General features: G+C 69.1%; 19 protein-coding genes. 12 read left to right on the top strand and 7 right to left on the bottom strand.

From position 1 onward, the window contains the following. The first annotated feature begins 73 nt into the window (after nucleotides 1–73). The 6 genes from ABZ789_RS16395 (at nucleotide 74) to ABZ789_RS16370 (ending at nucleotide 7,441) form a co-directional block, all read left to right on the top strand. A complete protein-coding gene (locus ABZ789_RS16395) occupies nucleotides 74–928 on the top strand; it encodes a TIGR02569 family protein (protein ID WP_358425436.1) in 855 nt (284 codons plus the stop codon). A 121-nt stretch (nucleotides 929–1,049) separates the two neighbouring features. Beyond that, the gene (locus tag ABZ789_RS16390; RefSeq protein WP_358425433.1) at nucleotides 1,050–2,504 is read left to right on the top strand and encodes a nitrate/nitrite transporter; all 1,455 of its coding nucleotides are present in this window, start codon (nucleotides 1,050–1,052) and stop codon (nucleotides 2,502–2,504) included. Nucleotides 2,505–2,535: 31 nt separating this feature from the next. After that, on the top strand, nucleotides 2,536–5,052 hold the full coding sequence (gene nirB, locus ABZ789_RS16385) for a nitrite reductase large subunit NirB (protein WP_358425430.1): 2,517 nt from the start codon (nucleotides 2,536–2,538) through the stop codon (nucleotides 5,050–5,052). Nucleotides 5,053–5,142: 90 nt separating this feature from the next. Further along, complete coding sequence (nirD, locus tag ABZ789_RS16380; RefSeq protein WP_358425427.1) at nucleotides 5,143–5,577, top strand: nitrite reductase small subunit NirD; 435 nt, start codon at nucleotides 5,143–5,145, stop codon at nucleotides 5,575–5,577. Further along, the gene (locus tag ABZ789_RS16375) at nucleotides 5,574–6,713 is read left to right on the top strand and encodes a uroporphyrinogen-III synthase (RefSeq protein WP_358425425.1); all 1,140 of its coding nucleotides are present in this window, start codon (nucleotides 5,574–5,576) and stop codon (nucleotides 6,711–6,713) included. Before nirD ends, ABZ789_RS16375 begins: the two co-directional genes overlap by 4 nt. Next, complete coding sequence (locus ABZ789_RS16370) at nucleotides 6,710–7,441, top strand: sirohydrochlorin chelatase (RefSeq protein WP_358425422.1); 732 nt, start codon at nucleotides 6,710–6,712, stop codon at nucleotides 7,439–7,441. The genes ABZ789_RS16375 and ABZ789_RS16370 overlap by 4 nt, the downstream gene beginning before the upstream one ends. Before the next feature lie 6 nt (nucleotides 7,442–7,447). On the opposite strand, the gene ABZ789_RS16365 is transcribed toward ABZ789_RS16370, so the two are convergent. The 3 genes from ABZ789_RS16365 to ABZ789_RS16355 form a co-directional block, all read right to left on the bottom strand. Next, complete coding sequence (locus ABZ789_RS16365) at nucleotides 7,448–9,184, bottom strand: NTP transferase domain-containing protein (RefSeq protein ID WP_358425419.1); 1,737 nt, start codon at nucleotides 9,182–9,184, stop codon at nucleotides 7,448–7,450. Nucleotides 9,185–9,294: 110 nt separating this feature from the next. Then, the gene (locus tag ABZ789_RS16360; protein ID WP_358425417.1) at nucleotides 9,295–9,645 is read right to left on the bottom strand and encodes an MGMT family protein; all 351 of its coding nucleotides are present in this window, start codon (nucleotides 9,643–9,645) and stop codon (nucleotides 9,295–9,297) included. Nucleotides 9,646–9,648: 3 nt separating this feature from the next. Beyond that, nucleotides 9,649–10,434 carry an alpha/beta fold hydrolase gene (locus tag ABZ789_RS16355; protein WP_358425416.1) on the bottom strand — a complete coding sequence of 262 codons (786 nt, stop codon included), beginning with the start codon at nucleotides 10,432–10,434 and terminating at the stop codon, nucleotides 9,649–9,651. Between the two features lie 158 nt (nucleotides 10,435–10,592). Here ABZ789_RS16355 and ABZ789_RS16350 point away from each other — a divergent pair, with 158 nt between their 5' ends. The 3 genes from ABZ789_RS16350 to ABZ789_RS16340 are packed head-to-tail and all read left to right on the top strand — an operon-like array spanning nucleotide 10,593 to nucleotide 18,001. Further along, complete coding sequence (locus ABZ789_RS16350; RefSeq protein WP_358425510.1) at nucleotides 10,593–13,940, top strand: ATP-dependent DNA helicase; 3,348 nt, start codon at nucleotides 10,593–10,595, stop codon at nucleotides 13,938–13,940. After that, on the top strand, nucleotides 13,937–17,314 hold the full coding sequence (locus ABZ789_RS16345; RefSeq protein WP_358425414.1) for a UvrD-helicase domain-containing protein: 3,378 nt from the start codon (nucleotides 13,937–13,939) through the stop codon (nucleotides 17,312–17,314). Before ABZ789_RS16350 ends, ABZ789_RS16345 begins: the two co-directional genes overlap by 4 nt. Nucleotides 17,315–17,317: 3 nt before the next feature. After that, nucleotides 17,318–18,001, top strand: a complete 684-nt coding sequence (locus tag ABZ789_RS16340) for an alpha/beta fold hydrolase (RefSeq protein ID WP_358425412.1) — start codon at nucleotides 17,318–17,320, stop codon at nucleotides 17,999–18,001. Nucleotides 18,002–18,009: 8 nt separating this feature from the next. Here ABZ789_RS16340 and ABZ789_RS16335 read toward each other — a convergent pair whose 3' ends face one another. Together ABZ789_RS16335 and ABZ789_RS16330 are read right to left on the bottom strand one after the other, a co-directional pair. Then, nucleotides 18,010–19,074: an NAD-dependent epimerase/dehydratase family protein gene (locus ABZ789_RS16335; RefSeq protein ID WP_358425410.1), complete on the bottom strand. Its 1,065-nt coding sequence runs from the start codon at nucleotides 19,072–19,074 to the stop codon at nucleotides 18,010–18,012. 48 nt (nucleotides 19,075–19,122) lie between these two features. After that, nucleotides 19,123–19,518, bottom strand: a complete 396-nt coding sequence (locus tag ABZ789_RS16330; protein ID WP_358425408.1) for a MauE/DoxX family redox-associated membrane protein — start codon at nucleotides 19,516–19,518, stop codon at nucleotides 19,123–19,125. Nucleotides 19,519–19,638: 120 nt separating this feature from the next. Between ABZ789_RS16330 and ABZ789_RS16325 the strand changes: the two genes are divergently transcribed. Both ABZ789_RS16325 and nudC read left to right on the top strand, forming a co-directional pair. Next, nucleotides 19,639–20,727: a potassium channel family protein gene (locus ABZ789_RS16325; protein ID WP_358425406.1), complete on the top strand. Its 1,089-nt coding sequence runs from the start codon at nucleotides 19,639–19,641 to the stop codon at nucleotides 20,725–20,727. 9 nt (nucleotides 20,728–20,736) lie between these two features. Next, nucleotides 20,737–21,636 carry an NAD(+) diphosphatase gene (gene nudC / locus ABZ789_RS16320; RefSeq protein WP_358425404.1) on the top strand — a complete coding sequence of 300 codons (900 nt, stop codon included), beginning with the start codon at nucleotides 20,737–20,739 and terminating at the stop codon, nucleotides 21,634–21,636. A 48-nt stretch (nucleotides 21,637–21,684) separates the two neighbouring features. Here nudC and ABZ789_RS16315 read toward each other — a convergent pair whose 3' ends face one another. Next, nucleotides 21,685–21,939 (bottom strand): mycoredoxin, encoded by a 255-nt coding sequence (locus tag ABZ789_RS16315; RefSeq protein WP_358425507.1) that lies wholly within the window; start codon nucleotides 21,937–21,939, stop codon nucleotides 21,685–21,687. 112 nt (nucleotides 21,940–22,051) lie between these two features. Here ABZ789_RS16315 and ABZ789_RS16310 point away from each other — a divergent pair, with 112 nt between their 5' ends. Continuing rightward, entirely contained in the window at nucleotides 22,052–24,193 is a 2,142-nt protein-coding gene (locus tag ABZ789_RS16310) for an ATP-dependent DNA helicase UvrD2 (protein ID WP_358425504.1), read from the top strand. Between the two features lie 19 nt (nucleotides 24,194–24,212). Here ABZ789_RS16310 and ABZ789_RS16305 read toward each other — a convergent pair whose 3' ends face one another. Further along, complete coding sequence (locus ABZ789_RS16305) at nucleotides 24,213–24,572, bottom strand: VOC family protein (protein WP_358425402.1); 360 nt, start codon at nucleotides 24,570–24,572, stop codon at nucleotides 24,213–24,215. Between the last annotated feature and the right edge of the window lie 54 nt (nucleotides 24,573–24,626).

The raw sequence follows: 24,626 nt of genomic DNA, 5'->3' as shown, positions 1-24,626 counted from the left end.
GTGACCTCGTTGTGACCTGAAACAGCGGAGCGTCTTCCCGGAGCGAGTGGTTCGCGACGGTAGGTTGAGCGCTGTGAGCTCACTCGAACCGCCTCAGCACGTGTGCTCCACATTCGGTCTCCGTGACGTCGAACCGGTCCCGCTCGGGGCCGACTGGGACGGCGGTTTCCGGTGTGGCGACGTCGTGCTCTCCAGAGTCGCCGATCATGCTCGCGCGGCCTGGTCCGCCAAGGTGAGGGAGACCCTCACCGTGGACGGTGTCCGGCTTGCCCGCCCCGTGCGGTCCACCGACGGTCGTTACGTCGTCTCCGGGTGGCGTGCCGACACCTACATCGTCGGCACGTCGGAGCCCAGGCACGACGAAGTGGTCTCGCTCTCGCTCCGTTTGCATACCGCCACCGCCCAGCTCGAACGTCCCCGTTTCCTCATGCAGCCGCCGGTCGCGCCCTGGGAGGACGTCGACGTGTTCGTCGCCGCCGACCGCGCCGCCTGGGAGACCGTGCCGTTGCGCAGTGCGCGCGCTGCGGGAGCACCCGAGACGACGACCCCGGACGGCCGCAAGAGCCTGGACCTGATAAACCAGCTCGCGACCTTCCGGAAGCCGGTGCACCTGCCCGACCAGCTCGTGCACGGCGACCTGTTCGGCACCGTCCTGTTCGCCGGCCGCGCGGCTCCCGGTCTGACCGACATCACGCCCTACTGGCGCCCCGCTTCGTGGGCGGCTGCCGTCACCGTCGTCGACGCGCTGTCGTGGGGTGGAGCCGACGAAGGGCTGATCAGCCGGTGGGAGGACCTGCCGGAGTGGCCGCAGATGCTGTTGCGCGCGGTGATCTTCCGGTTGGCCGTGCACGCGTTGCATCCGCGTTCCACCGAGGACGCCTTCCCGGGGCTGGCGCATACCGCCGACCTGGTCCGGTTCCTGCTCTAGCACCTCACAGGGCGACCGGAGCCGGGGTGAGCAACTCTTGACGCGAAGGTCACCGCAGGCAGCACCGTAGCAACACCCGTTTCCTAACTTGGGTACATCACATACCCGAGGAGGAACGGCGATGACGACCTTCGTCGAAAAGGAAAGTCTCCGAGAGAAATTCGCACGTAAGCACCATATCGAGCGGTGGGACGCCGAAGATGTGGAGGCGTGGGAGGCCGGAGGCAAGCAGACCGCCAAGCGCAATCTCGTCTGGTCGGTCATCGCCGAACACGTCGGTTTCTCCGTCTGGTCGATCTGGTCGGTCATGGTGCTGTTCATGCCCACCGAGGTCTACGGCATCGACGCCGCCGGCAAGTTCTTCCTGGTCGCGGTCCCGACTCTCGTCGGCGCGATCCTGCGCATCCCGTACACCGTTGCCACGGCCCGCTTCGGTGGTCGCAACTGGACGATCTTCAGCGCTCTGGTGTTGCTGGTCCCCACCCTCGCGACGCTCTACCTGATGCTCAACCCGGGCCACTCGTACACCACCTTCATGCTGGTGGCGGCTCTCGCCGGCGTCGGCGGCGGAAATTTCGCGTCGTCGATGACCAACATCAACGCCTTCTACCCGCAGCGACTGAAAGGCTGGGCGCTCGGGCTCAACGCGGGTGGTGGAAACATCGGAGTCCCGGCCATCCAGCTGATCGGCCTGCTGGTGATCGCGACGGTCGGTAACACCGAACCCTGGATCGTGTGCGCGGTCTACCTCGTCCTGTGCGCGGTGGCAGCTCTCGGTGCCGCGCTGTTCATGGACAACCTCGGCGATCAGAGGGCCGACCTGCGGGCCATGGGCGCCGCACTGAAGTTCCGCGACTCGTGGATCATCTCCTTCCTCTACATCGGTACCTTCGGTTCGTTCATCGGCTTCAGCTTCGCGTTCGGACAGGTCCTGCAGATCAACTTCCTCGCCGGTGGCGACACTCCGGCGCAGGCCGCTCTGCACGCCGCTCAGATCGCCTTCATCGGCCCGCTCCTCGGATCGATCTCCCGCCCGCTCGGCGGAAAGCTGGCCGACCGCATCGGTGGTGGCAGGATCACCCTCTACACATTCGCCGCGATGGCGCTCGCCGCTGCGGTCCTCATCGTCGCCGGTACCCTCGACGACGCTGCCGCAGGGGCCGCGACCGGCGGTGTGTTCGCGGCGATGGTGCTCGGGTTCATCGCCCTGTTCCTGCTCTCGGGTCTGGGCAACGGATCGGTCTACAAGATGATCCCGTCGATCTTCGAAGCCCGTGCGCAGAGCCTCGAGGGGCTCGACCGCGACGAGAAGGCGGCCTGGTCGCGCAGCATGTCCGGTGCCCTCATCGGATTCGCCGGTGCCATCGGCGGACTCGGCGGTGTCGGCATCAACCTGGTCTTCCGTGCCTCCTATGGAGGACAGGCGCAGTCCGCGACGATGGCCTTCTGGGTCTTCGGGATCTTCTACCTCGTGTGCATCGCGGTGACCTGGTTCTTCTTCCTCCGGCGACCCCGGTCTGCTCCGACCGGCGAGCCGGTCGTCGAAGCTCCCACCCCGGCCCGCGTCGCGGTCTGACCGATCGAGCGGCATGCAGAAGGAGACAGTCATGAGCCGAAAGAACGTCGTCGTCGTCGGACACGGAATGGTGGCACACCGCTTCGTCGAGGCCCTGCGCGCCCGCGACGAGCAGGACGCCTGGTCGGTGACCGTGCTAGGTGAGGAGGCCGACCCCGCCTACGACCGCGTGGGACTGTCGTCCTACATCGGATCCTGGGATCGCAAGGAATTGGCCCTCGCCGGAAACGACTACACCGCAGACGATCTCGTCGATCTGCACGTCGGTACCCGGGCCACCGGTATCGACCGTGAGGTGCGCACCGTCACCACCGCAGGCGGCGACGTCCTGCCCTACGACGCCCTCGTGCTCGCAACCGGCTCCTACCCCTTCGTCCCGCCGGTGCCCGGCCACGACCTGCCGGGCTGCTTCGTCTACCGCACCCTCGACGACCTGGACGGAATCCGCGCCGCCGCGCAACGCGCGAAGGACACCGGCCGCGCCGGCGTCGTCATCGGTGGCGGCCTGCTCGGACTCGAAGCCGCCAATGCACTGCGCCTGCTGGGCGTGACCCCGCACGTGATCGAGTACAACAACCGGCTCATGCCGGCCCAGGTCGACGAGGGTGGTGGTCGCGTCCTCGACCGTCTCGTCACCGACCTCGGCCTCGTCACCCATACCGGCGTGGGCACCGAGAAGATCGAGGCCACACCGGACGGCCTGCAGGTCCGTCTGTCCGACGGAAGCGTCCTCGAGGCGGGCCTGGTCGTCTTCTCCGCCGGTGTCCGCCCCCGCGACGAACTCGCGCGGGAAGCAGGACTCGAACTCGGCGGCCGTGGAGGTGTCCTCACCGACCGCTCCTGCCGCAGCATCACCGACGAGTCCGTCTACGCGATCGGCGAATGCGCTGCGGTCGAGGGCACCTGCTACGGCCTTGTCGCCCCCGGATACAGCACCGCCGAGGTCGTCGCGGATCGGCTCGTCGGCGGCACCGCCGAGTTTCCGGGTGCCGACCTGTCCACCAAGCTCAAATTGCTCGGCGTGGACGTCGCGAGCTTCGGCGATGCGCACGCCCGGACGCCGGGCGCGCTCGAGGTCGTCCTCTCCGACTCCGCGAAGGGCACCTACGCCAAGCTCGTGGTGTCCGACGACGCCAAGACCCTGCTCGGCGGCATTCTCGTCGGTGATGCCTCGGCGTACGGCACGCTGCGACCGCTCGTCGGCCACGAACTACCGGGCGACCCGGCCTCGTTGATCTCCCCGGTGGGAGAGAAGCCGGGTGCCGGTGCGCTGCCCGACGATGCCGAGGTGTGCTCGTGCAACGGCGTGACCAAGGGCGCGATCTGTGGAGCGATCGCCGAGGGCGCCTGCGACATCGCGCAGATCAAGTCGTGCACCGGTGCCGGCACGACCTGCGGCGGCTGCCTCCCGAGCGTCAAGCAACTCCTTGCGCAGTCGGGTGTGCAGATGTCGAAGGCTCTGTGCGAGCATTTCGAACAATCCCGGGCCGAGCTGTTCCAGATCGTCGCTGCCACAGGGATCCGCACCTTCTCCGCACTCATCGGGCAGTACGGCACCGGACAAGGCTGCGACATCTGCAAACCGGTTGTCGCCTCGATCCTCGCGTCCACCGATTCCGATCACATCCTGCACCGGCAGCAGGCCGGCCTGCAGGACACCAACGACCACTTCCTCGCCAACATCCAGAAGAACGGCACCTACTCGGTCGTGCCGCGTATGCCCGGTGGGGAATGCACGCCGGAACAGCTCATCGTGATCGGTGAGGTGGCCCGCGATTTCGGCCTCTACGTGAAGATGACCGGCGGCCAGCGCATCGACCTGTTCGGTGCCCGCGTCGAACAACTCCCGCAGATCTGGAAGCGCCTCGTCGATGCCGGCATGGAATCCGGTCAGGCGTACGGAAAGTCGCTGCGTACCGTCAAGAGCTGCGTCGGCTCCACCTGGTGCCGTTACGGCGTGCAGGACTCGGTGGGGATGGCGGTCGCGCTCGAACTGCGCTACCGCGGATTGCGATCGCCCCACAAGCTGAAGATGGGTGTGTCGGGCTGCGCCCGTGAATGCGCGGAGGCACGAGGCAAGGATGTCGGCGTCATCGCGACGGAGAACGGCTGGAATCTGTACGTGTGCGGCAACGGTGGCCAGTCACCGAAGCACGCCCAGCTCCTGGCCGGCGGTCTCGACGACGAGACTCTCGTCCGATTCATCGACAGATTCCTGATGTTCTATGTCCGCACCGCCGACCGGCTTCAGCGCACGGCTCCCTGGCTCGAGGCGCTCGAGGGTGGACTCGAGCATCTGAAGGATGTCGTGTGCAACGACGTCCTCGGGATCGCCGACGACCTCGAGGCCGCCATGGCCAGGCACGTCGACGGTTACAAGGACGAGTGGGCGGGTGTCCTCGAGGATCCGGAGAAGCTCGCGAGGTTCGTCTCCTTCGTCAACGCCCCCGACCAACCGGATCCCACGGTCCGGTTCGACGACAGTGGCCCCCGCAAGGTCCCCGTCCTGGTGGGTATGCCGGGTATCGGCCCCGGAACCGGAGCGTAAGGGAGCGATAACTCCGCGGGAACGCTCGGGTAACGCACTGGTAACACCTGACGCACAGACTTCAGGACAGCAGTTTCAAGGGAGGACAGCATGACCGTCATGGAGACGCACACCGTTGGGGGCTCGGCACGCGACAGCGTGTTCGACGGACGGCTGGAATGGACCTCGGCCTGTCCGGTCAGCCACCTCATTCCCGGTCGCGGCGTGGCGGTACTGCTGCGAGGTGGCGAGCAGGTCGCACTGTTTCTGCTCGACGACGGAACGTTGCGCGCAGTGGGCAACTTCGATCCGTTCGGCCGTGCCGCGGTGATATCGCGGGGCATCGTCGGTGACCGGGCCGGAGAACCGACGGTGGCGTCCCCGCTGCTGAAGCAGGTCTTCTCCCTGGACGACGGCCGCTGCCTCGACGATCCGTCGGTGCGGCTGCCCGTCTACGGCGTACGCGTGTGGGCGGGCGTCGTCCAGATTCACAGCCTCCTTCCGGAGGGCCACCGGCACGATGGTGCGGCCGGAGAGGGTTCGTGAGCGACGACAACGCGCCGCTGCGGGGCTTCACCGTCGGAGTGACGGCGGCACGGCGCGCGGACGAGTTCGCCACGCTTCTCGCCAGGCGTGGCGCCGAGGTCGTCCACGCCCCCGCGATCCGTATCATCCCGCTGTCCGACGACGACGAACTCGAGCGCGTCACCCGCTGCATCGTCGCGCAACCCCCGGACATCACGATCGCCACCACCGCCATCGGGTTCCGGGGGTGGATGGGTGCGGCCGAAGGATGGGGACTCGCCGACGAGCTCACGCAGGCACTGGGTGCGAGCCGGATCCTCGCCCGAGGGCCCAAGGTCACCGGTGCGATCCGAGCGGCGGAACTCCGCGAGGAATGGTCTCCGTCCTCCGAATCGTCCGCCGAGCTGCTCGAACTTCTGCTGGCGGAAGGCGTCGCCGGCAGCCGCATCGCGGTGCAACTGCACGGTGAGCGGACCGAGTGGGAGCCCGGCACCGACCTGTGCGAGGCGCTGCGTGTTGCCGGCGCGGACGTCGTCCCCGTGCCCGTATACCGGTGGACGGCGCCCGAGGATCTCACCGCACTCGACCGCATGATCGAGCAGATCGTCGAATACGGACTCGACGCCGTGAGTTTCACCAGCGCACCGGCGGTCGCGTCGATGCTCATGCGCGCCAAGGAAACCGGGACGCTCGAACCGATGCTGCGCGCGTTGCGCACCGGCGTCACCGCAGTGTGTGTCGGTCCCGTCACCGCGGCGCCGTTCGCCGAACTCGACGTTCCCGTCACCATGCCCACACGCGCACGGTTGGGCTCGCTGGCCCGGCACATCGCGGAGGACCTGCCGCGGCGGGCCGTTCGCATCGAAGCCGGTGGCCATGTCCTCAGCCCGCGGGGGCGTTCCGTGATCGTCGACGGCACCGTGCGCTGCCTTCCGCCTGCCGGGATGGCGCTGATGCGTGCCCTCGTCGCGCGGGCAGGGCGCGTCGTCTCCCGCGAGGAGTTGCTCGCAGCGCTGCCGGGTGGGGGCGGAGACACCCATGCAGTCGAAACCGCTGTGGCGCGGTTGCGTTCGGCACTGGGCGCCCCGGCGATCGTGCAGACGGTCGTCAAGCGCGGTTACCGCCTCGCCGTCGATCCGGAAGCGATGCACCCATGACCGGCGCGCCCATCGACCCGGCACTGTTGCTGGTCGCCCACGGCACCCGGAATCCGCGTGGTGTGGACATGATCGCGGCGCTCGCCGACGCTGTCTCCGTTCGCATCGGTCCCACCCGGGTCGCATTCGTCGACGTCCTCGGCCCCTCTCCGTCCGAGGCCCTGCGCGACGCAGCTCGCCCGACAGTGCTCGTCCCCGCTTTTCTCGCCTCCGGTTATCACGTCCACACCGACGTTCCGCGTGAGGTCGCGGCGAGTGGGAACGATGCGGTGAAGATTACGCGCGCACTCGGTCCCGATCCGGTACTCGCACGCGTGTTGGTCGATCGGTTGCGCCGAACCGGCTGGGCGGAGGGAGACGCCGTGGTCCTGGCGGCGGCGGGCTCGTCCGATGCTCGGGCTCGCCGCGACGTGCACGTGACTGCGCAGATGGTGTCGGCACTCGTGCGCACTCCGGTGCGGGTGGGATGGATCGCGACCGGTGAGCCGCGCGTCGCGACCGTCGTGGACGAGATGCGAGCGAGCGGCGCAAAGCGTGTTTTCGTGGCGTCCTATCTCCTCGCGGACGGGCTGTTCCATCGCCGGTTGTACGAGTCCGGTGCCGACGGTGTCGCCGCGCCGATAGGAGTCGCCGAATCCGTCGTAGACCTCGTGGTCCGGCGTTACCGTTCCGCGGTGGACGCGATGCGTTCGGCCGCGCTCGTGGGATCCTCCCGTCGCCGCGACTGAAAATCGTCAGTGGGGGAGTAGGAACAGTTCCACGAGATCGCCGTCCGAGATTCCGGGCGGCACCACCGCGATCGCGGTACGTCCGATGAGTCCGGCCAGATGTGCTGTGCGAACAGCGTTGTCGCACCACCATAGTCCGCTCCGATCCTGACGGGCGGGGAGCAACCGCGTGATTTCGCCGACCACCTCGGAAGCATTGGCCAGCGCGCCCGTCAGCGGCGCCGAGGGTGTGCGGAGTGTGCGGCCTTCGACGATCGCGGGCAGCATCACGAGCAGCGTCGACACCGCCGCCACCGGATTGCCCGGCAGCCCCAGCACGGCGCGGCCGTCCGGCAGCGTCGCCGCGACCTGCGAGCCCCCCGGCTTGCATCGGACGCGCTCGACGACCACCTGTGCATCCGCCCTCGTCAGTGCTGCACGCAATTGATCGGCGGCGCCGCCGCCCGTAGCGCCGACGATCACGATCGCGTCGGCGTCCGTCCCCGCGAACAATGCGTCGAATCCCTCCGCGGTATCGCGCAGATGGCCCTCGCCGGTGACCTCCGCGCCGCACCAGCGGACGAAATCCGGTAACACCGGTCCGAGCGAGTCGCGGGTCTGTCCCTCCCGCAGTGGCCCGGTGCGCCGGATCTCGTCGCCGGTGAGGGCGATGTGGACCCGCAGCGGGCCCCGCACTTGCACCTGCATCACCTCACCGCTCGCAGCGACCGAGGCGATCGCGGGTCCCACGGCAGTTCCGGCCTCTGCGAGAATTGCTCCCGGCTCCCAGTCCTCACCGCGGCGGCGTGCGTCGTTCCGGACGGGCGCGTCGGGAAGGCGGGTGACGAGACCGCCCTCGACACGGACGAATTCGTCCCGTACGGCAGCGGTCGCGCCGATCGGCAGGTGCGCGCCGGTCGCGATCCGGGCAGCCTCCCCGTCGCGGAGGGCGAGTGGCTGCCCGTCGCCCGCATAGCGGATCTCGTCGCGCAGCAACCACGGTGCATCGCCGGCGACGGCGTAGCCGTCCATGGCCGAGATCGGAAGGCGTGGCAGCGCCTCCGCGGCGACGAGCGGTGCGGCCAGTGTGGCGTTACGCGCATCCTCGATGGAGGAGGTACGGGAAGGCAACGGTGACAACGATTCTCGAAGAACTCTGCGTGCCTCGTCCGGATCGGCGGCCACAACGGCGGTCGCGTTCTCGGTGCGTGCCGCGTGCAGATCGTCGGGGGTGTCACAGTCGGTGGCCTCGGACACCACCACGGTGACATACCGTTCGGGCAGCAGGGACTTCATGGGCCGGTTCGTCACGTCGCCGGTCAGGGCCGACAAACGCGCGGCCAGGGCCGGCGTCCGCCATGCGGCGAGCAGGAACTGCAACCGCCCGGCGTCGTCCACCGCGAAGGCGGCCTCGGCCGGTGTGTTTTCGTTCAGGGCTTCGAGCAGCACCGTGACGGTCGTCGGAGTGATGAACGGCAGGTCGGCGGCGAGAACGACGACGAGATCCGCGACCGGATCGGCGGCCGCCAATGCTGCGAGGGGGCCCGCGCCGGGTGGCGTTTCCTGGATCTGCAGTACGTGCGGATCCAGATCGTCGCGGTACGGGCCGACCACCGTGACCCGTGCACAACCGTCGACCGCCGCGAGTGCGGTGTCGAGCATCCTGCGTCCCCCCACGGTCAGAGCGGGTTTGTCCACACCTCCCATGCGGGTGGCGCGACCTCCCGCGACGATCACGGCTTCGACGTGGGTCAGCGTGCTCATGCCTTCATGCTGCCTGATTCGGCCGCTCACGACCCGATCGCACCCGTACCTCGTACGCTGCCGGTCGGCCACGTCCGCGCACCGGGACCGCCTGGTTCGCCGCGACGGAACTACTCGTCGTCTGCGCCTGGCTCGTCGCCGTGCTCGCCTGAGCGGGGCGCCCGCGGCGGGAAGTGGTGCCGGGCCCGGAGAAGGTCCACCCTGTCGCCGGTGATCGGCACACCCTCGAGCTCGAGGCGTGCGAGCTGCCGTCGGGCTATGTGCGCGGCCGGTCTGCCGGAGGCCGGTACCACCCGATGCCACGGCAGGTCGGCCGAGTCGGTGCGCATGATCCAGCCCACGGTGCGCGCACTCGACAGGCCGGCGGCATCGGCGAGGTCGCCGTAGGTCACGACCCGGCCCGCAGGCACGGAGGCGACGAGTTCGCGAACCCGCTCGATCTGTTCGTCCGTGGTGACCACCGGCTACACCGTCCGGGCGAGGAGTTCGGCGGTCTCGGCAGGACGTGCCTGCTCGATCATGTGGTCACAGTCGAATTCGAGCGTGGTGAGCGCGTCGCCGAGTCGCTCCGCGAGGGCACGCCGGAAGGCAGGGGTGGTGTACGGGGGCTGCACCTTGCCGGCCTGCACCAGGATCGTCGGGAGTCCAGCGGGCGGCAGGACGGGTTCGCGCGCGAGTTCGCCCCACGACGCGACGAGTGCGGGGACGCACAGTCGCCAGTTCACGCGGCCCGAGTCGAGTTCGACGAGGTGTTCGGCGATCTCCTCGTCGAGGAGTTCGGGGGCGACCTCACTCCAGTCGCCGTACACCTTCTCTGCGCGGGCTTCGGCCTCGTCCGTGTAGTCGGGATGGCGGAGCGTGAGGTCGGCGATCTCCAGCATCCGCTCGGCAGGGAGCCCGATCGCCGGATCGAGGAGCACGAGTGCGCGCACCCGGTCGGGGACCGCGGCTGCGAGATGCAGCGCGAGCGCACCACCGAACGAGTGGCCCACGACGGTGACGGGTCCGGTGGTGTATGCGTCCAGCACCGCTGTCAGATCGGCGACGTGTGCTTCGAAGGACCACGGGGGAGTCCACGGCGACCGTCCGTGTCCGCGCAGGTCGGGGGCGACGAACCGCACGTGCGGCAGGTGCGTTTCGGCGAGGTTCCGCCACCGCCGGCCGTGACCGGTGAGCCCGTGCAGGGCGAGGACCTCCGGGCCGTCGGCGGGTCCGAACAGGTGGGTGTGCAGAAGGTTCTCGGCGCTCACGCCGACCACTATCGCAGTCGTGGTGGCGTCGCGCACCGGGGGCCGGATCTGTCGTACCGGTCTGATGGGATGGAGGCATGCTCGACGTCGACACCGGCACCCCCGACCTGCACCCACCGCGGTCGCAGGCCGCCGACCTGCCCGCAGCCGTCTCGCGCATGTCCGAACCCCAGGTACCCGATCGCGTCCGTCGCCCCTCCGCAAAGCTGGTGCGCAGGCGCGACGAGGCGCCGGCGGTGCGCGAGTGGCCCGACGACGTGCGCGTGGTGTTCGACGATGCTCCTCCCGCGCCCCGCTGGCGGCCCTGGCAGGTTCTCGGTGGGCCCGGCACAGGGAAGACGTCCCTGCTCGTCGATCTCGCGGTCCATCGCATCGCGAACGGTGCCGACCCCGAATCGGTGCTGATCCTCACCCATTCGCGACGGGCAGCGACCGCTGTGCGTGGGGCGATCACGGCCGGTCTGCTCGCGCTCGGCGGCGGTGCGGTTCGCCGTGCGACGCGTGAGCCGCTCGTCCGCACGGTCCACTCGTACGCTTTCGCGGTTCTGCGCCTGCAGGCGTCGGCGCACAACAACCCGCCGCCACGTCTGATCACCGGTGCCGAACAGGACGCCGTGCTGCGCGAACTGCTGCGCGGCGACATCGACGACGGCGCGGGGATGTGGCCCGAACGGCTGCGTCCGGCCCTCGGCATGACGGGCTTCGCCGTCGAACTGCGCGATCTGATGTTGCGCGCAAACGAACGCGGACTCGGCCCGGAAGATCTCGTCGCACTGGGTGAGCGCCGTGATCGGCCGGAGTGGGTCGCGGCCGGACGTTTCGCGCAGCGCTACGAGCAGGTGATGCTCCTGCGCGGTGCGGTCGGTCTCGAGGCCCCCGAGGCCACCGCTCCGGCGCTCGACGCCGCCGAACTCGTCGGTGCGGCGCTCGCAGCGTTCGCCACCGACCCTGATCTGCTCGCCTCCGAACGCGGCCGGATCCGTCATCTGCTCGTCGACGACGCCCAGCATCTCGATCCTCAGGCGGCCGATCTCGTGCGGGTGATCGGGACGGGCACGCGCACGAGCACTGTCGCAGGCGATCCTGATCAAGGTGTGTTCGGCTTCCGCGGTGCCGACACGACGTTCCTCGAGGATCTCGGGGAGGCAGACGGGTCGCGGAGGATCGTGTTGGGCGTCAATCATCGGGCCGATCCGGAGGTAGCGACGCTCACCGACGGCATCGCCCGCAGGCTGCCGGGCCTGCCGCCACACCGAGGCGTGGCCGAGCATCGCGACCGAGGCGTGGCCGAGCCGGGCGACCGGGACGGTGATCCCGGCCGCGTGCGGGTGGCGGTGTGTTCGTCGCAGGCGAAGGAGGCGGCTCTGGTGGCCGACACACTGCGCCGGGCTCATCTGGTGGACGGGGTGCCGTGGTCGGAGATGGCGATCGTCGTCCGATCCGTGCCGCGGGTGCTCGCCCCACTGCGGCGCGCGTTGCTCGCGGCAGGTGTCCCGATGACGACCGCCGCTTCCGAGCTTCCACTCGCCCGGCAGCACAGCGTTGCGGCATTGCTGCTCGTGCTGCGCGCGGTGTCGGGTCGTGGCTTCGGCGCCGAAGAAGCGCTCGCTCTGCTGTCCGGTCCGATCGGTGGGGCCGAACCGGTTGCGCTGCGAAGACTGCGGCGCGGACTGCGGCGTGTCGAACTGGATTCGGGTAGCGACCGCGATTCGGCCGAACTGCTCCGCCTTCTCCTCACCGAGGGCGACGACACCGCCGAGAACGCGCATCTCGTGCGCGGTCTGACCGACGTCGAGGTCGCACCGCTGAAGAAGGTGCTCGCTGTGCTGCGCAAGGCGCGCTCGGCGGCGTTGCGTGGGGGTGGACTCGAGGACGTGTTGTGGGAGGCTTGGCAGGCCACCGCACTCGAACGGCGATGGGCCGCTGCGTCGGCCTGGGGCGGGCCGATCGGCGCGCAGGCCGATCGCGATCTGGACGGGGTCGTCGCCCTGTTCGATGCCGCTGCCGACTACGTCGATCGGCTGCCGCGCGCACAGATCGCCGGATTCGTCGACTATCTCACCGAACAGGAGATTCCCGGCACGATCCGGACCCGCGCCGCCGCCGAGGCGGAAGCTGTGACGGTCCTCAGCGCGCATTCGGCCGCCGGCAGGGAATGGGAGGTCGTCGTGGTCGCCGGCGTCCAGGAAGGACTGTGGCCGAGCCTGCGGGCGCGGGGCACCCTCCTCGGCATCGAGGCGCTGATCGACGCCGTCTCCGGCGCCGACGGGGGAGAGGAGACCGGCGCCCGGCTCTCTCGTACCGCGCCGCTGCTGGCCGACGAGCGTCGACTGTTCCTCGTCGCGTGCAGCCGGGCCCGCACGAGGCTTCTCGTCACCGCCGTCGATTCGGTGGGCGGCGACAGCGAACTCCTCCGGTCGCGTTTCGTCGACGAACTGCTCGCCGGCGACACCGATGGCATAGACGAGTCCGAGGCGCTCGACGAGAGGCTTCCGGAGGAGGTCCGGACGAGGGTGCTCGCCCTGCCCGCCCTCGTCGCCGAACTGCGCAGCGTGGTGTGCGACCCGGAAGTCGCGGAGGAAGAACCCGAACGGCAGCAGCGGGCGGCTCAGCAGCTCGCGCGGCTCGCCCGCGCCGGGGTGCGCGGCGCCCATCCGGACGACTGGTACGGCACTGCCGATCCGAGCACCGCAGACCCACTGTGGGATCTCGACGACGACGTCGTGCGGCTGTCGCCGTCCACGGTCGAGCAGCTCACGACCTGTCCGCTGAGGTGGATGTTCGAGCGTCACGGCGGCTCCGACGGGGAGAACAGTCACGCCGTGACCGGCACGCTCGTGCACACCCTCGTCCAGGCACTCGCCGGACGGATTCCGCCCGAACGCATCGACCAGGCGCTCGAGAAGGCTTGGGACTCTGTCGATCTGGGCGCAGATTGGTATGCACGACGTGAGCTCGAACGCACACGCCGCATGCTCGACACCTTCTCGACCTGGTTGCAGGGCACGCGCGGGGAGCTCACCGAGATCGGCGTCGAGGTCAAGGTCGACGGCATCCTCGAACCCGACTCCGGCGACAAGCCCCGTGTGCGGCTCCGCGGCCGCATCGACCGACTCGAACGAGACGCCGAGGGCCGTCCCGTGGTCATCGACGTCAAGACCGCGAAGAACCCCGTGTCCAAGGACGCCGCACGAGATCACGCTCAGCTCGCTGCCTACCAGGTGGCTGCGGCGGCCGGCGCGATCGAGGGCGAACCGGCGGCGGCACCAGGTGGCGCGCGCCTGGTCTTCGTGGCGAAACCCCACAACAAGGAAGGCGCGACACAGCGTGTGCAGCCGCCCCTCGACGACGAGGCTCTCGCCCAGTGGCGCGAGATCATCCACGAGGCCGCTGCCGCGACCCGCGGCCCCCGATTCGTTGCGAGGGTCAACGACGGGTGCCGGCATTGCCCGGTGCTGTCGAGCTGTCCCGCACACGACGAAGGCAGGCAGGTGACAGGGGAATGAGCGCACCACGGGTGAGCGCGCTGCGTCTCGCGGAGGCACTCGGGCAGCTGCCGCCCACGGCGGAGCAATCCGCCGTCATCGAGTCCCCGCCCGGCCCGATGCTGGTCGTCGCAGGGGCCGGCGCCGGTAAGACCGAGACCATGGCCGCCCGCGTCGTATGGCTCGTCGCCAACGGCCTCGTCGACCCCGAGCAGGTGCTGGGCCTGACCTTCACGCGTAAGGCCGCTCAACAACTCACGGCCCGGATCAGGGCCCGCCTCGCCAAACTCGCAGGATCGGCACTCCTGCGTGATCTCGATCCGACAGGTGAGTTGCGCGCTCGGATCCTCGGTAGCGAACCTGAGGTGAGTACGTACCACGCCTACGCCGGTCGCCTGCTCGCCGAGCACGGTCTGTTGCTGCCCATCGAGCCGTCGGCGATGCTGCTGTCCGAGACCGAGTTGTGGCAGGTCGCGCACCGTGTGGTCAGCTCTTGGGACGGCGAACTCGACACCGACCGCAATCCCGCATCGGTCACCGAGGCCGTGCTCGCGTTGTCCGGGCAACTCGCCGAGCATCTCGTCGAACCCGATCGGTTGCGCGACGCCCATCTCGAGCTCGAGCAGCTCGTGCATACCCTTCCTCCCGGTCCGGGGCAGCGAGGAACACCGTCGAAGACGCTTCTCGGCTATCTCGAGACCCAACACGCCCGCCTGCAGTTGCTCCCACTCGTCGAACGGTTGTCCGAGACCCTGCGCCGTGAAGGCGCTCTGGACTTCGGCAGCCAGATGTCGCTCGCCGCACGGGTCGCCCGCGATCATGTCGAAGTGGGCGCCGGGGAGCGGAGCCGCTTCCGGGCCGTGCTGCTCGACGAGTACCAGGACACCGGCCATGCGCAGCGGGTCCTGCTCGCGGCACTGTTCGGTGGCGGCACCGACCCCGGACTCGCCGTGACCGCGGTCGGCGATCCCATGCAGTCCATCTACGGCTGGCGTGGCGCATCGGCCGCCAACCTGCCGCGCTTCGCGACCGACTTCCCGTCGGCGAACGGTGAGCCCGCCCCGACCCGGGAGCTGCTCACCAGCTGGCGCAATCCGCCGCAGGCGCTCGAACTGGCGAATGTGTCGTCCGATCCCCTGCGCGACCGGGGAGTGTCCGTCAGCCGGTTGCGTCCGCGGCCCGAGGCCACCGCCGGCGACGTCCGACTCGCGCTGCACCCCGACGTGGCGACCGAACGCGAATGGGTGGCCGACCGGATCGCCGCCGAGTACCTAGCGGCACGCGAGGCGGGACGCAAACCCCCGACCGCGGCGGTCCTGGTCCGGCGCAATGCCGACGCGGCACCGATAGCCGAGGCGTTGCGTGCGCGCGACCTTCCGGTGGAGGTCGTCGGTATCGGTGGGTTGCTCCACACACCGGAGGTCGCCGACGTGCTGGCGATGTTGCGCCTGGCGGCCGACCCGCTCGCCGGCAGCGCGGCGGTGCGCGTGCTCACCGGGGCCCGCTGGCAGCTCGGTGCCGCCGACCTGAAGGCGCTCTGGCAGCGCGCCCAGGAACTGGCCATCGCGGCGCGGTGGGGTGTCAGCGGTGCGGTGACCGATCCCGACGCCCTCGACGACGCTCTCGATTCGGCTCTTCCCGGTGAGTACGCCGACCAGGCCGGACTCGCCGACGCGATCTCCGACCCCGGCGAACGCGAACGCTACTCGGAGTTCGGGTATGCGCGCATCGTGGCGCTGGGGCGCGAACTGACCTCTCTGCGAGAGCGTCTCGGACAGCCGCTCACCGAACTCGTCGCCGAGGTCGAACGCGTACTCGGTATCGGCATCGAAACCGAGGCGCGGGTGGGCAGCAGGCGCGGAGTCGCCGGCCGCGAGCATCTCGACGCGTTCGCGGCGGTCGTCGCGTCCTATGCCGCGCGGACCCACGCGACCCTTCCCGGTCTGTTGACCTATCTCGCCGCTGCGGAGGAGATCGAGCAGGGTCTCACGCCGGGGGAGGTGGAGGTCGACCCCGACCGGGTGCAGATCCTCACCGTCCACTCGGCGAAGGGGCTCGAATGGGAGGTCGTCGCGGTTCCGCACGTCGCGGCCGGAGTCTTCCCGTCGGCCAATGCCGCCGCGACCTGGCTCGGTTCCACCGACGAACTCCCCCCGCATCTCCGAGGCGACCGGGTGCTGCCCGGCGACGAACCGGGCAACACCGACGGTGTGCCCGTGCTCGAACTCGCCGACGTCTCCGATCGCAAGATGCTCGAGCGAGTGATCGATACCCACAAGGCAGCCCTCAAGCGCCGTAAGCTCGACGAGGACCGTCGCCTGTTCTACGTCGCACTCACCCGCACCGAACGCGCCTTGCTGGTCTCCGCGCATCACTGGGCCGAAACCGGATCCGACCCGAAGGGGCCGTCACCCTTCCTGGAGGAACTGCACGAGATCGTCACCGCCCGGCCCGAACTCGGTGTGATCGAGCAGTGGGCGCCCGACCCGGAACCCGACGAGCAGAACCCGCTGACGGCGTCACCACGGAACGCGTTGTGGCCGCGCGACCCCCTCGGCTCCCGGCGCGCCGACGTCGAACGTGGTTCCGCACTCGTCCTCTCCGAACTCGACCGAGCCGACCTTCCGACCGAGTACGAAGACGATCCCGACGAGTGGGCCGCCGACGTCGATGCCCTCCTGGCAGAACGTGAACAGCGCGCTGAGCAGAGCGCCGAGGTGGCCCTGCCCGCTCAGCTGTCCGTCAGTCAGCTGGTCGACCTCGCGACCGATCCCGACGCCCTCGCGGCCCGGTTACGCCGCCCGTTGCCGTTCCGGCCCAATCCGCTCGCACGTCGCGGCACCGCCTTCCACGCCTGGCTCGAGCGCAGGTTCGGAGCGACGCGCCTGCTCGACCTCGACGAGCTTCCCGGTGCCGACGACGAAGACGGCGACGACTCGCACTTCGACCGGCTCCAGGAGGCCTTCCTCCGTTCCCCGTGGGCATCGCGCAATCCCGTCGAGGTCGAGGTGCCGTTCGAGACCGCCCTGGGTGGCACGGTCGTCCGCGGCCGCATCGACGCCGTCTTCGAGGATCCGGACGGGGGGTGGACGGTCATCGACTGGAAGACCGGCGCCGAACCGGAAGGCGAGAAGCTCGCCGCGGTCGGTGTGCAGCTGGCCGCCTATCGACTCGCCTGGGCGCAGCTGATGGCAGCGCGAACCGAGCGGCTCACCGGCCGGCCCGCCGAACTCCCCCTGCACAAGGTTCGAGCGGCCTTCCACTACGTGCGCACCGGACGCACCGTCGCACCCGAAGAACTGCCCGGCGCGGCGATGCTCGAACGTCTGGTCCTCGAGGCCGGAGAATCCTCGCGCGAATCCTCCGTGACGTCCGTGCCGAACCGCCGAGAATGAACCATGGCGACCTTCGTGCTGCTCCCCGGTGCCGGATCCGACTCGTGGTACTGGCACCGGGTGATACCGCTGCTCGAGCGGCGCGGACACCGCACCCTCGCGGTGGACCTGCCGTATTCGGACGAGAGGGCGGACCAGTACGACTACGCCGCTCTCGTCGTCGATGCGATCCGGGAGGCGTCGTCTCCTGTGGTACTCGTGGCCCAGTCCATGTCCGCGTTCACGGCGGTTCTCGTCGCCGAGCGGTGCGCCGTCGACGAACTCGTCCTCGTCGCTCCGATGATCCCGGCGCCGGGGGAGTCGCTTGCCCGGTGGTGGGGGAATGTCGGACACGGGGAGGCCAGGCGAGACCAGGAGGTCGCCGCAGGTCGCGACCCTGATGCTCCGATGGACATGCGCGAGGTGTTCTTCCACGACGTGCCGGAGGATGTCGTGGCCGAGGCGTTCACGCGCGAGGCGTCCGCACCTTCGGAGGCCGCCTTCGAGCCCGCCTGGGACGCCGACCGGTGGCCGAGCGTCCCCGTCCGCGTGGTCGCCGGCAGCCACGACCGGTTCCTACCGCTGCCGCTCGTGACGCGCCTGTCGCGCGACCGCCTCGGTATCGAACCCGAGATCGTCGACAGCGGTCACCTTCCGGCGCTTGCGCGGCCGTCCGAACTCGCCGAAGTTCTGCTGTCGCCGAGGTGACGCGCGGTTCAGGGACGTTGCCCCACGCCGGTTGCGACTTCGTGGATTCGGCGACCGGCCGTGTCGGGAGCCAGCGGGGCTGTGGGCATCCCGGTGCCGTCCCGCAGACCGGACAGGAACTCCGAGAGGATCTCGCTCGGTGAATACCGCGGTGTCCAGTCCAGCTCGGCCCGGGCGCGCGTGCTGTCGAGCAAGGGTAGTTGCAGCACGGTGTCGAGCAGACCGGGCGATGCCGGAACGAGGTGCGCATGCCACGCCGCTCGCAGCGCTTCGCGGAGCGCCGTCCGCGGTACCGGGATCTTCCGGGCGGAGAACATCTCGGCGAGGAAGGAGCCGTCCACCGGTGGTTCCGTCGCGAGGTTGAACGGCCCGTGGACGGGGCGGACGGTCGCCCGGGCGAATGCGTCGGCCACGTCGCTCGTGTGGAGAACCTGAAAGCGGAGATCCTCGACGAGTGGCATGACGGGCAGCAGTCCGCTGCGCAGCAGATTTCCCGGTAGCAGGGGGCCGACGAAGATCCGCCGCTGCGAGGTCGCCGACTCGCGCTTGAAGATGAAATACGGCCGCATCCGCACGATCCGCATGTCCGGATTCCGCAGTTCGAGAGTGTCGAGGCAACGCTCGAGATAGGACTTCTCGCGAGGATAGGCCGCACCCGGCCACCCGTGCGTCGGCCAGTTCTCGGTGACACGATCGTCCGAGTTGCCGGGTGAATAGGCCGCCACCGACGACGAGTAGATCAGAGCGGGAACCTTCTCGGCCTCGGCCGCCTCGAACACCGAGATCGCGCCGAGTACGTTGTTCTTCCACGTCACCTCCGGGCGGTGGGTGGGCTGGAAGAGCCACGCAAGGTGGATCACCGCGTCGGCCCCGCGCACGATCGGGCGGAAGTCGTCGGTTGTGGTGTCGGCGACCGTGAACGTCGTCTTCGGGCACGTCCACTCGGTCGGCCGTCGCGCGACGCCGACTATCTCGGCGACAGCGGGTTCGTTGCTGAGCGCCTCGACAACGCCCGTGCCCACATTGCCGGTCGCGCCGACGACCACGACCTTCAGACCACGTCCGGTATCCATACCGACGCATACCCGTTCGTTGTGACCGTAATCACAGTCCGGGAACGGTCAACGCGGTGCGGTGCGGCGAACCCTCACCGCTTCGGTGACGAGCGGGATCTGCAGGGGCAGCCGGGCGAGGGCCACGGCCTTGGTGGCCGGGGAGAGTTTCGGACTGCGCAACCACGTCACGGCCATCTGAACATTGGCAGGGAAGACCGCAAGGAACAGGGCCGCGGCGAGGGTGCCGCCGAGCCGCCGCGAACGAGGCACCGCGAGCGCACCGGCCACGGCAATCTCGGCCACTCCCGACACATAGGTATAGGTGCGGGCATCGCCCGGAAGAGCGCGGGGGACTATGCCGTCGAACGGTTCCGGTCGCACGAAATGCAGCACTCCGGCACCGAACAGCAGAGTGGCCAGCCGGATCGCGGAGCGTTGCGACGTTTTCGTGGTCGTGGACATGCGCGCCACACTAGCGCGCGGCGGTACGCTGCGATCCGGTATCGGACACAGTCCGCTCGATACCGCGACGACCGAGGGTGGCCGCCAGTAGGGGCCGACAGCAGGAAGGTGGACACCGCGATGCCCGGGAGGTTGCGTGCGCGGTTCAGCCGCTCCGATCAGCTCACCGAGCGACCCGACTTCGCGCTCGTCGGTGTGCTGCGCGTACCGCAGGAACAGAGAAGCCCCGGACTCGCGATCGCTCGTCGGATCGGCTACGCGTTCGTGGCGCTGTTCGTGGCGGTCGTCGTCGTCTACCTCGATCGCGATGGATACCGCGACGCCCAGGGCGACGAACTGTCGTTGCTCGACTGCGTCTACTACGCCACGGTGTCGCTCTCGACCACTGGCTACGGCGACATCACCCCCATCACCCCCGAAGCGCGACTGATCAACATCCTGCTGATCACCCCGCTCCGGGTCTTCTTCCTCATCGTGCTGGTCGGTACGACTCTCTCGGCACTGACCGAGAACTCCCGGCAAGCATTCAAGATCCAGCGTTGGAGGCGCCGCGTGCGTAATCACACCGTCGTCATCGGTTACGGCACCAAGGGCCGTACCGCGGTCGACGCCATGCTCGGCGACGGGATACCGCCGTCCGAGATCGTCGTGGTCGACACCGATCCGGTGGTACTCGAGTCCGCAGCCGGACAAGGCCTCGTGACCGTTCAGGGCTCGGCGACGAAGTCCGACGTGCTCCGGCTCGCCGGGGTGCAACATGCCGCGGCGGTGATCGTCGCTGCGAACCGTGACGACACCGCGGTGCTCGTCACCCTCAGCGCGCGGGAGATTGCCCCGCGCGCAAAGATCGTCGCCGCGATCCGCGAGTCGGAGAACACACACCTGCTGCGCCAGTCGGGTGCGGACTCGGTGGTCATCTCCTCGGAGACGGCGGGTCGCCTCCTGGGCATCGCGACGACGACCCCGAATGTCGTCGAGATGATCGAGGATCTGCTCACGCCGGAGGCGGGCTTCGCCATCACCGAGCGCGATGTCGAACCGAGTGAGGTCGGCGGGTCACCGCGACATCTCAAGGACATCGTCCTCGCCGTCGTGCGGGACGGGCGGATGTGGCGGATCGGGTCACCGGAGGTGGACGCGCTCGAACCGGAAGACAAACTGCTCTACATCCGGTTGGTGGGTTCGCCGCCCGGCGCCATGCGTGGCTAGGGTGCTGGTGTGACCGGTTTCGCCCTGTCGGGTACCCCGCTGCTCTCCCGTACCGTCGTCGATCGGGCGGAGGAACTGCGTTCCGACGAGGACGCACTGCGATCCGGATGGGCCGACGCGAAACTGCTGCGCGTCGATCGGCGCAACCAGGTCCGCGTGTCCGACGGGGCACTCGTGCTCGGCGACGCGTCCGAACTCGGTCCCGAACCGGTCGCCGGTGCGATCTTCCTGGGCATCCGTGACGGACACCATGTCTGGGCAGTGAGGGTGCTCGCTCAGACGGGCACGGTGGGCGATCTCCGGCGAGTCGGAGAGCACCTCGACGATGCGGATGCCGACCTCATGGTGAGCGCGGTGGCGTTGCTGAACTGGCACGACAACGCCGGCTACAGCGCGGTCGACGGCTCGCCCACCCGCCCGAGGATGTCCGGCTGGTCGAGGATCAGCACCGAGACCGGGCACGAGGAGTTCCCCCGCACCGATCCGGCGATCATCTGCCTCGTGCACGACGGGCACGATCGTGTCCTGCTGGCCCGGCAGCCGGTATGGCCGGAGCGGCGCTTCTCCGTGCTCGCAGGTTTCGTCGAGGCCGGCGAATCGCTCGAATCGTGTGTGGTGCGCGAGATCCGCGAAGAGGTCGGCGTCGAAGTGCGGGACGTGCGGTATCTCGGCAGTCAGCCCTGGCCGTTTCCCCGGTCGCTCATGCTCGGATTCGCGGCGGCCGCCGATCCTGCCCAGAAGCTCGACTTCCGGGACGGGGAGATCACCGAAGCGCGTTGGTTCACACGCGACGAGGTGCGGGCGGCACTGGCGACGGGTGACTGGGGATCGGCCGAGGACGTGCCGCTGCTGTTGCCCGGCTCGATCTCGATCGCGCGCGGCATGCTCGAGGGCTGGGTCAAGGAATGAGAAAGGCCGGTCGCGACGAACGCGACCGGCCTTCGCAACGGGGGTCGATCAGAGACCGAGCGCGCGCTTGACCTCGGCCAGCGGCGGATTGGTCGCGGTGCTGCCGTCGGCGTACTTGACGGTGGGCACCACATGGTTGCCGTTGTTGACGCTGCCCACGAACTCTGCGGCAGCCGGATCCGACTCGATGTCGATCTCCGTGTATTCGATGCCGTTCGCGTCGAGCTGTGTCTTCAGTCGCCTGCAGTAGCCGCACCAGGAGGTGGAGTAGACGGTCAGGGCAGGTGCGTCGGTGGTCGTCATGCCTTGGAGAACATCACAGTCGGCGTACATGTTCCAGTTCGGGTCGGCTGTGGTTGCCGCCACATCGTCGGCATCGCCGGCGGCGACTGCGCTGTCGGCTGTCACTGTCATGATGGAGGCCATGTGTGCGGATGTGGTGGACGGCCTCGACCCGGAGCAGGCAGCGGCAGTACTCGCCCCCCGAGGACCGGTCTGCGTGCTCGCCGGCGCCGGCACCGGCAAGACCCGAACCATCACCCGCCGCATCGCGCACCTCGTCTCCGCCGGGCACGTCTCGGCCGGCCAGGTCCTCGCCGTCACGTTCACCGCCCGCGCGGCAGGGGAGATGCGGTCGCGCCTCCGTGCCCTCGGCATCGGCGGTGAGGGTGGGCAGGTGCAGGCACGCACCTTCCACGCGGCTGCACTACGGCAACTGCGGTACTTCTGGCCGCAGGTCGTCGGCGACACGCCGTGGCAATTGCTCGACCGCAAGTTCGCCGCCGTCTCCCAGGCCGCACACCGCTGCGGCTTCCCGACCGACACCGACACCGTGCGCGACCTGCTGTCGGAGATCGAGTGGTCCAAGGGCACACTCGTCGCTCCGGAGGACTATCCGGCCGCGGCCGCCCGCGCGCACCGCACCCCGCCGGCCGATCCCGAACGGATCTCCCGCGTGTACGCGACGTACGAGCAGTTGAAGAACCGGTCGGGCGAGGGCATGTATCTCGACTTCGACGACCTGCTGTTGCACACCGCTGCCGCTCTCGAGGACAACATCGCTGTGGCGGAGGAGTTCCGCGACCGCTACCGCTGTTTCGTCGTCGACGAGTATCAGGACGTGACGCCGCTTCAGCAGCGCGTGCTCGACGCATGGCTCGGGGACCGCGACGATCTCACCGTGGTGGGCGACGCCAACCAGACCATCTACTCCTTCACCGGGGCGACCCCGAGGCATCTGCTCGATTTCTCCCGTCGCTTCCCCGATGCCACGGTCGTGCGCCTCGAGCGCGACTATCGATCCACCCCGCAGGTCGTGGACCTGGCCAACCGGGTGATCGGCGCCGCGCGGGGACGCATCGCAGGCACCCGTCTGAAGCTCGTGGGGCAGAGGCCGCCCGGCCCGGAGCCGACCTTCGCCGAGTTCGACGACGAGCCGGCCGAAGCGCTGGCCGTCGCGAAGGCTGTCGCCAAGCTGATCGGACAGGGCGTTCCGGCTGCCGAGATCGCGGTGCTCTACCGCATCAACGCCCAGTCCGAGGCGTACGAGCAGGCATTCACCCAGGCGGGGATCCCCTACCAGGTGCGCGGTGGCGAGGGATTCTTCAACCGCACAGAAGTCCGGCAGGCCGTCAACGCCCTGCGCCAGGTGAGTGCGCGCGACGATCTTCCGGACGACGCCGGCAGCGGCGACGGCCTGCTCAGCCTCGTGCGGGCCACGCTGATCCCGCTCGGCCTGGCCGACACCGAACCGGTGGGAACCCAGGCACGTGAACGCTGGGCCTCGCTCGTGGCTCTGGTGCAGCTCACCGAGGAACTCCTCGAGCACGAACCCGGACTCGGCCTCGATGGGTTGTTGCGCGAACTCGCGGCGCGGGCGGAGGCACGTCAGCCACCGACCGTGCAGGGTGTGACACTTGCGTCGCTGCACGCGGCGAAGGGGTTGGAGTGGGACGCCGTCTTCCTCGTCGGGCTCACCGACGGCACCCTGCCGATCACCCATGTCACCGGCGACAAGGACACCCCTCCCGACGAGGCGGGGATCGAGGAGGAGCGTCGGCTGCTCTATGTCGGTGTCACTCGCGCTCGCGTGCATCTGCAACTGTCGTGGGCACTGTCCCGCACGGCGGGCGGGCGACGGTCGCGGCGACGCTCCCGCTTCCTGCACGGCTTGATCCCGGACAACTCTCCCGCCTCCAAGATCGTCGAACCGGCGACCTCGCGGAAGAAGCGGCCCCAGTGCCGTGTCTGCGGCAGACCGCTCATGGGGGCCACAGCGACCATGCTCGGCCGCTGCGAGGGTTGCCCGTCGGACCTCGACGAGAATCTGCTGGTCGCGCTCAAGGAATGGCGTCGGGAGCGCTCGAAGGAGATGAAGGTGCCCGCCTACGTCGTCTTCAGCGACAACACCCTGGTCGCGATCGCCGAGCAGCAACCGCGCGACGACCGCGCGCTGGTCGCCATTCCCGGAATCGGAGCGAAGAAGCTCGAACAGTACGGCGCCGACGTGCTCGCACTCGTGCGAGGAGAGCGCACCGCCGACACGCTGGATCTCTGACGACGAGCGTCGCCGGAGGTCAGCACGCGCACAGGCAGAAGAAATGCCCGGCCGGGTCGCGGAACACCCGGAACGTGCCGGTGCTCGACCCCTCGTCGGCGCGCAGCGCATCGAGACCGAGCACGAGACGCTCGGCTTCGTCGAGATCGGGTACGACGAAGTCGAGATGGGCGTGCACCCCGTCGGCAGGCCAGTGGCGCGGCGTGAAATCCGGATCGCGTTGGAACGCGATGGCAGTCGCGTCGTCACGGGCGAGTTCGACCCACTCGTCCCGGTTCTCGGTGATCGTCCACCCGAGCAGCCGGCGATAGAAATCTGCGAGCGCGCGCGGATCCGGGCAGTCGAGCACGGGCAGGAATCTCGTGGTCGCGAGGGACATGGCTCCAGACTGTAGTCCCGAGAGTGCCGCCGGCGAGACGAAACCGCAGGTAGA

It is taken from the genome of Rhodococcus sp. NPDC047139 (genome assembly GCF_040643435.1).
In the GTDB taxonomy this organism is placed as follows: domain Bacteria; phylum Actinomycetota; class Actinomycetes; order Mycobacteriales; family Mycobacteriaceae; genus Rhodococcus.
Note: the sequence above shows the minus strand (reverse complement) of the source record. Positions and strands in the feature narration are given on the sequence as shown.

Bases quoted from the DNA above. Each gene is read 5' to 3' on its own strand.
- ABZ789_RS16305 (WP_358425402.1), bottom strand. From the start codon at position 24,572: ATGTCCCTCGCGACCACGAGATTCCTGCCCGTGCTCGACTGCCCGGAT.
- nirD (WP_358425427.1), top strand. From the start codon at position 5,143: ATGACCGTCATGGAGACGCACACCGTTGGGGGCTCGGCACGCGACAGC.
- ABZ789_RS16340 (WP_358425412.1), top strand. From the start codon at position 17,318: ATGGCGACCTTCGTGCTGCTCCCCGGTGCCGGATCCGACTCGTGGTAC.
- ABZ789_RS16350 (WP_358425510.1), top strand. From the start codon at position 10,593: ATGTCCGAACCCCAGGTACCCGATCGCGTCCGTCGCCCCTCCGCAAAG.
- ABZ789_RS16330 (WP_358425408.1), bottom strand. From the start codon at position 19,518: ATGTCCACGACCACGAAAACGTCGCAACGCTCCGCGATCCGGCTGGCC.
- ABZ789_RS16365 (WP_358425419.1), bottom strand. From the start codon at position 9,184: ATGAGCACGCTGACCCACGTCGAAGCCGTGATCGTCGCGGGAGGTCGC.
- ABZ789_RS16390 (WP_358425433.1), top strand. From the start codon at position 1,050: ATGACGACCTTCGTCGAAAAGGAAAGTCTCCGAGAGAAATTCGCACGT.
- ABZ789_RS16310 (WP_358425504.1), top strand. From the start codon at position 22,052: ATGGAGGCCATGTGTGCGGATGTGGTGGACGGCCTCGACCCGGAGCAG.
- nirB (WP_358425430.1), top strand. From the start codon at position 2,536: ATGAGCCGAAAGAACGTCGTCGTCGTCGGACACGGAATGGTGGCACAC.
- ABZ789_RS16315 (WP_358425507.1), bottom strand. From the start codon at position 21,939: ATGACGACCACCGACGCACCTGCCCTGACCGTCTACTCCACCTCCTGG.
- ABZ789_RS16335 (WP_358425410.1), bottom strand. From the start codon at position 19,074: ATGGATACCGGACGTGGTCTGAAGGTCGTGGTCGTCGGCGCGACCGGC.
- ABZ789_RS16325 (WP_358425406.1), top strand. From the start codon at position 19,639: ATGCCCGGGAGGTTGCGTGCGCGGTTCAGCCGCTCCGATCAGCTCACC.
- ABZ789_RS16345 (WP_358425414.1), top strand. From the start codon at position 13,937: ATGAGCGCACCACGGGTGAGCGCGCTGCGTCTCGCGGAGGCACTCGGG.
- ABZ789_RS16370 (WP_358425422.1), top strand. From the start codon at position 6,710: ATGACCGGCGCGCCCATCGACCCGGCACTGTTGCTGGTCGCCCACGGC.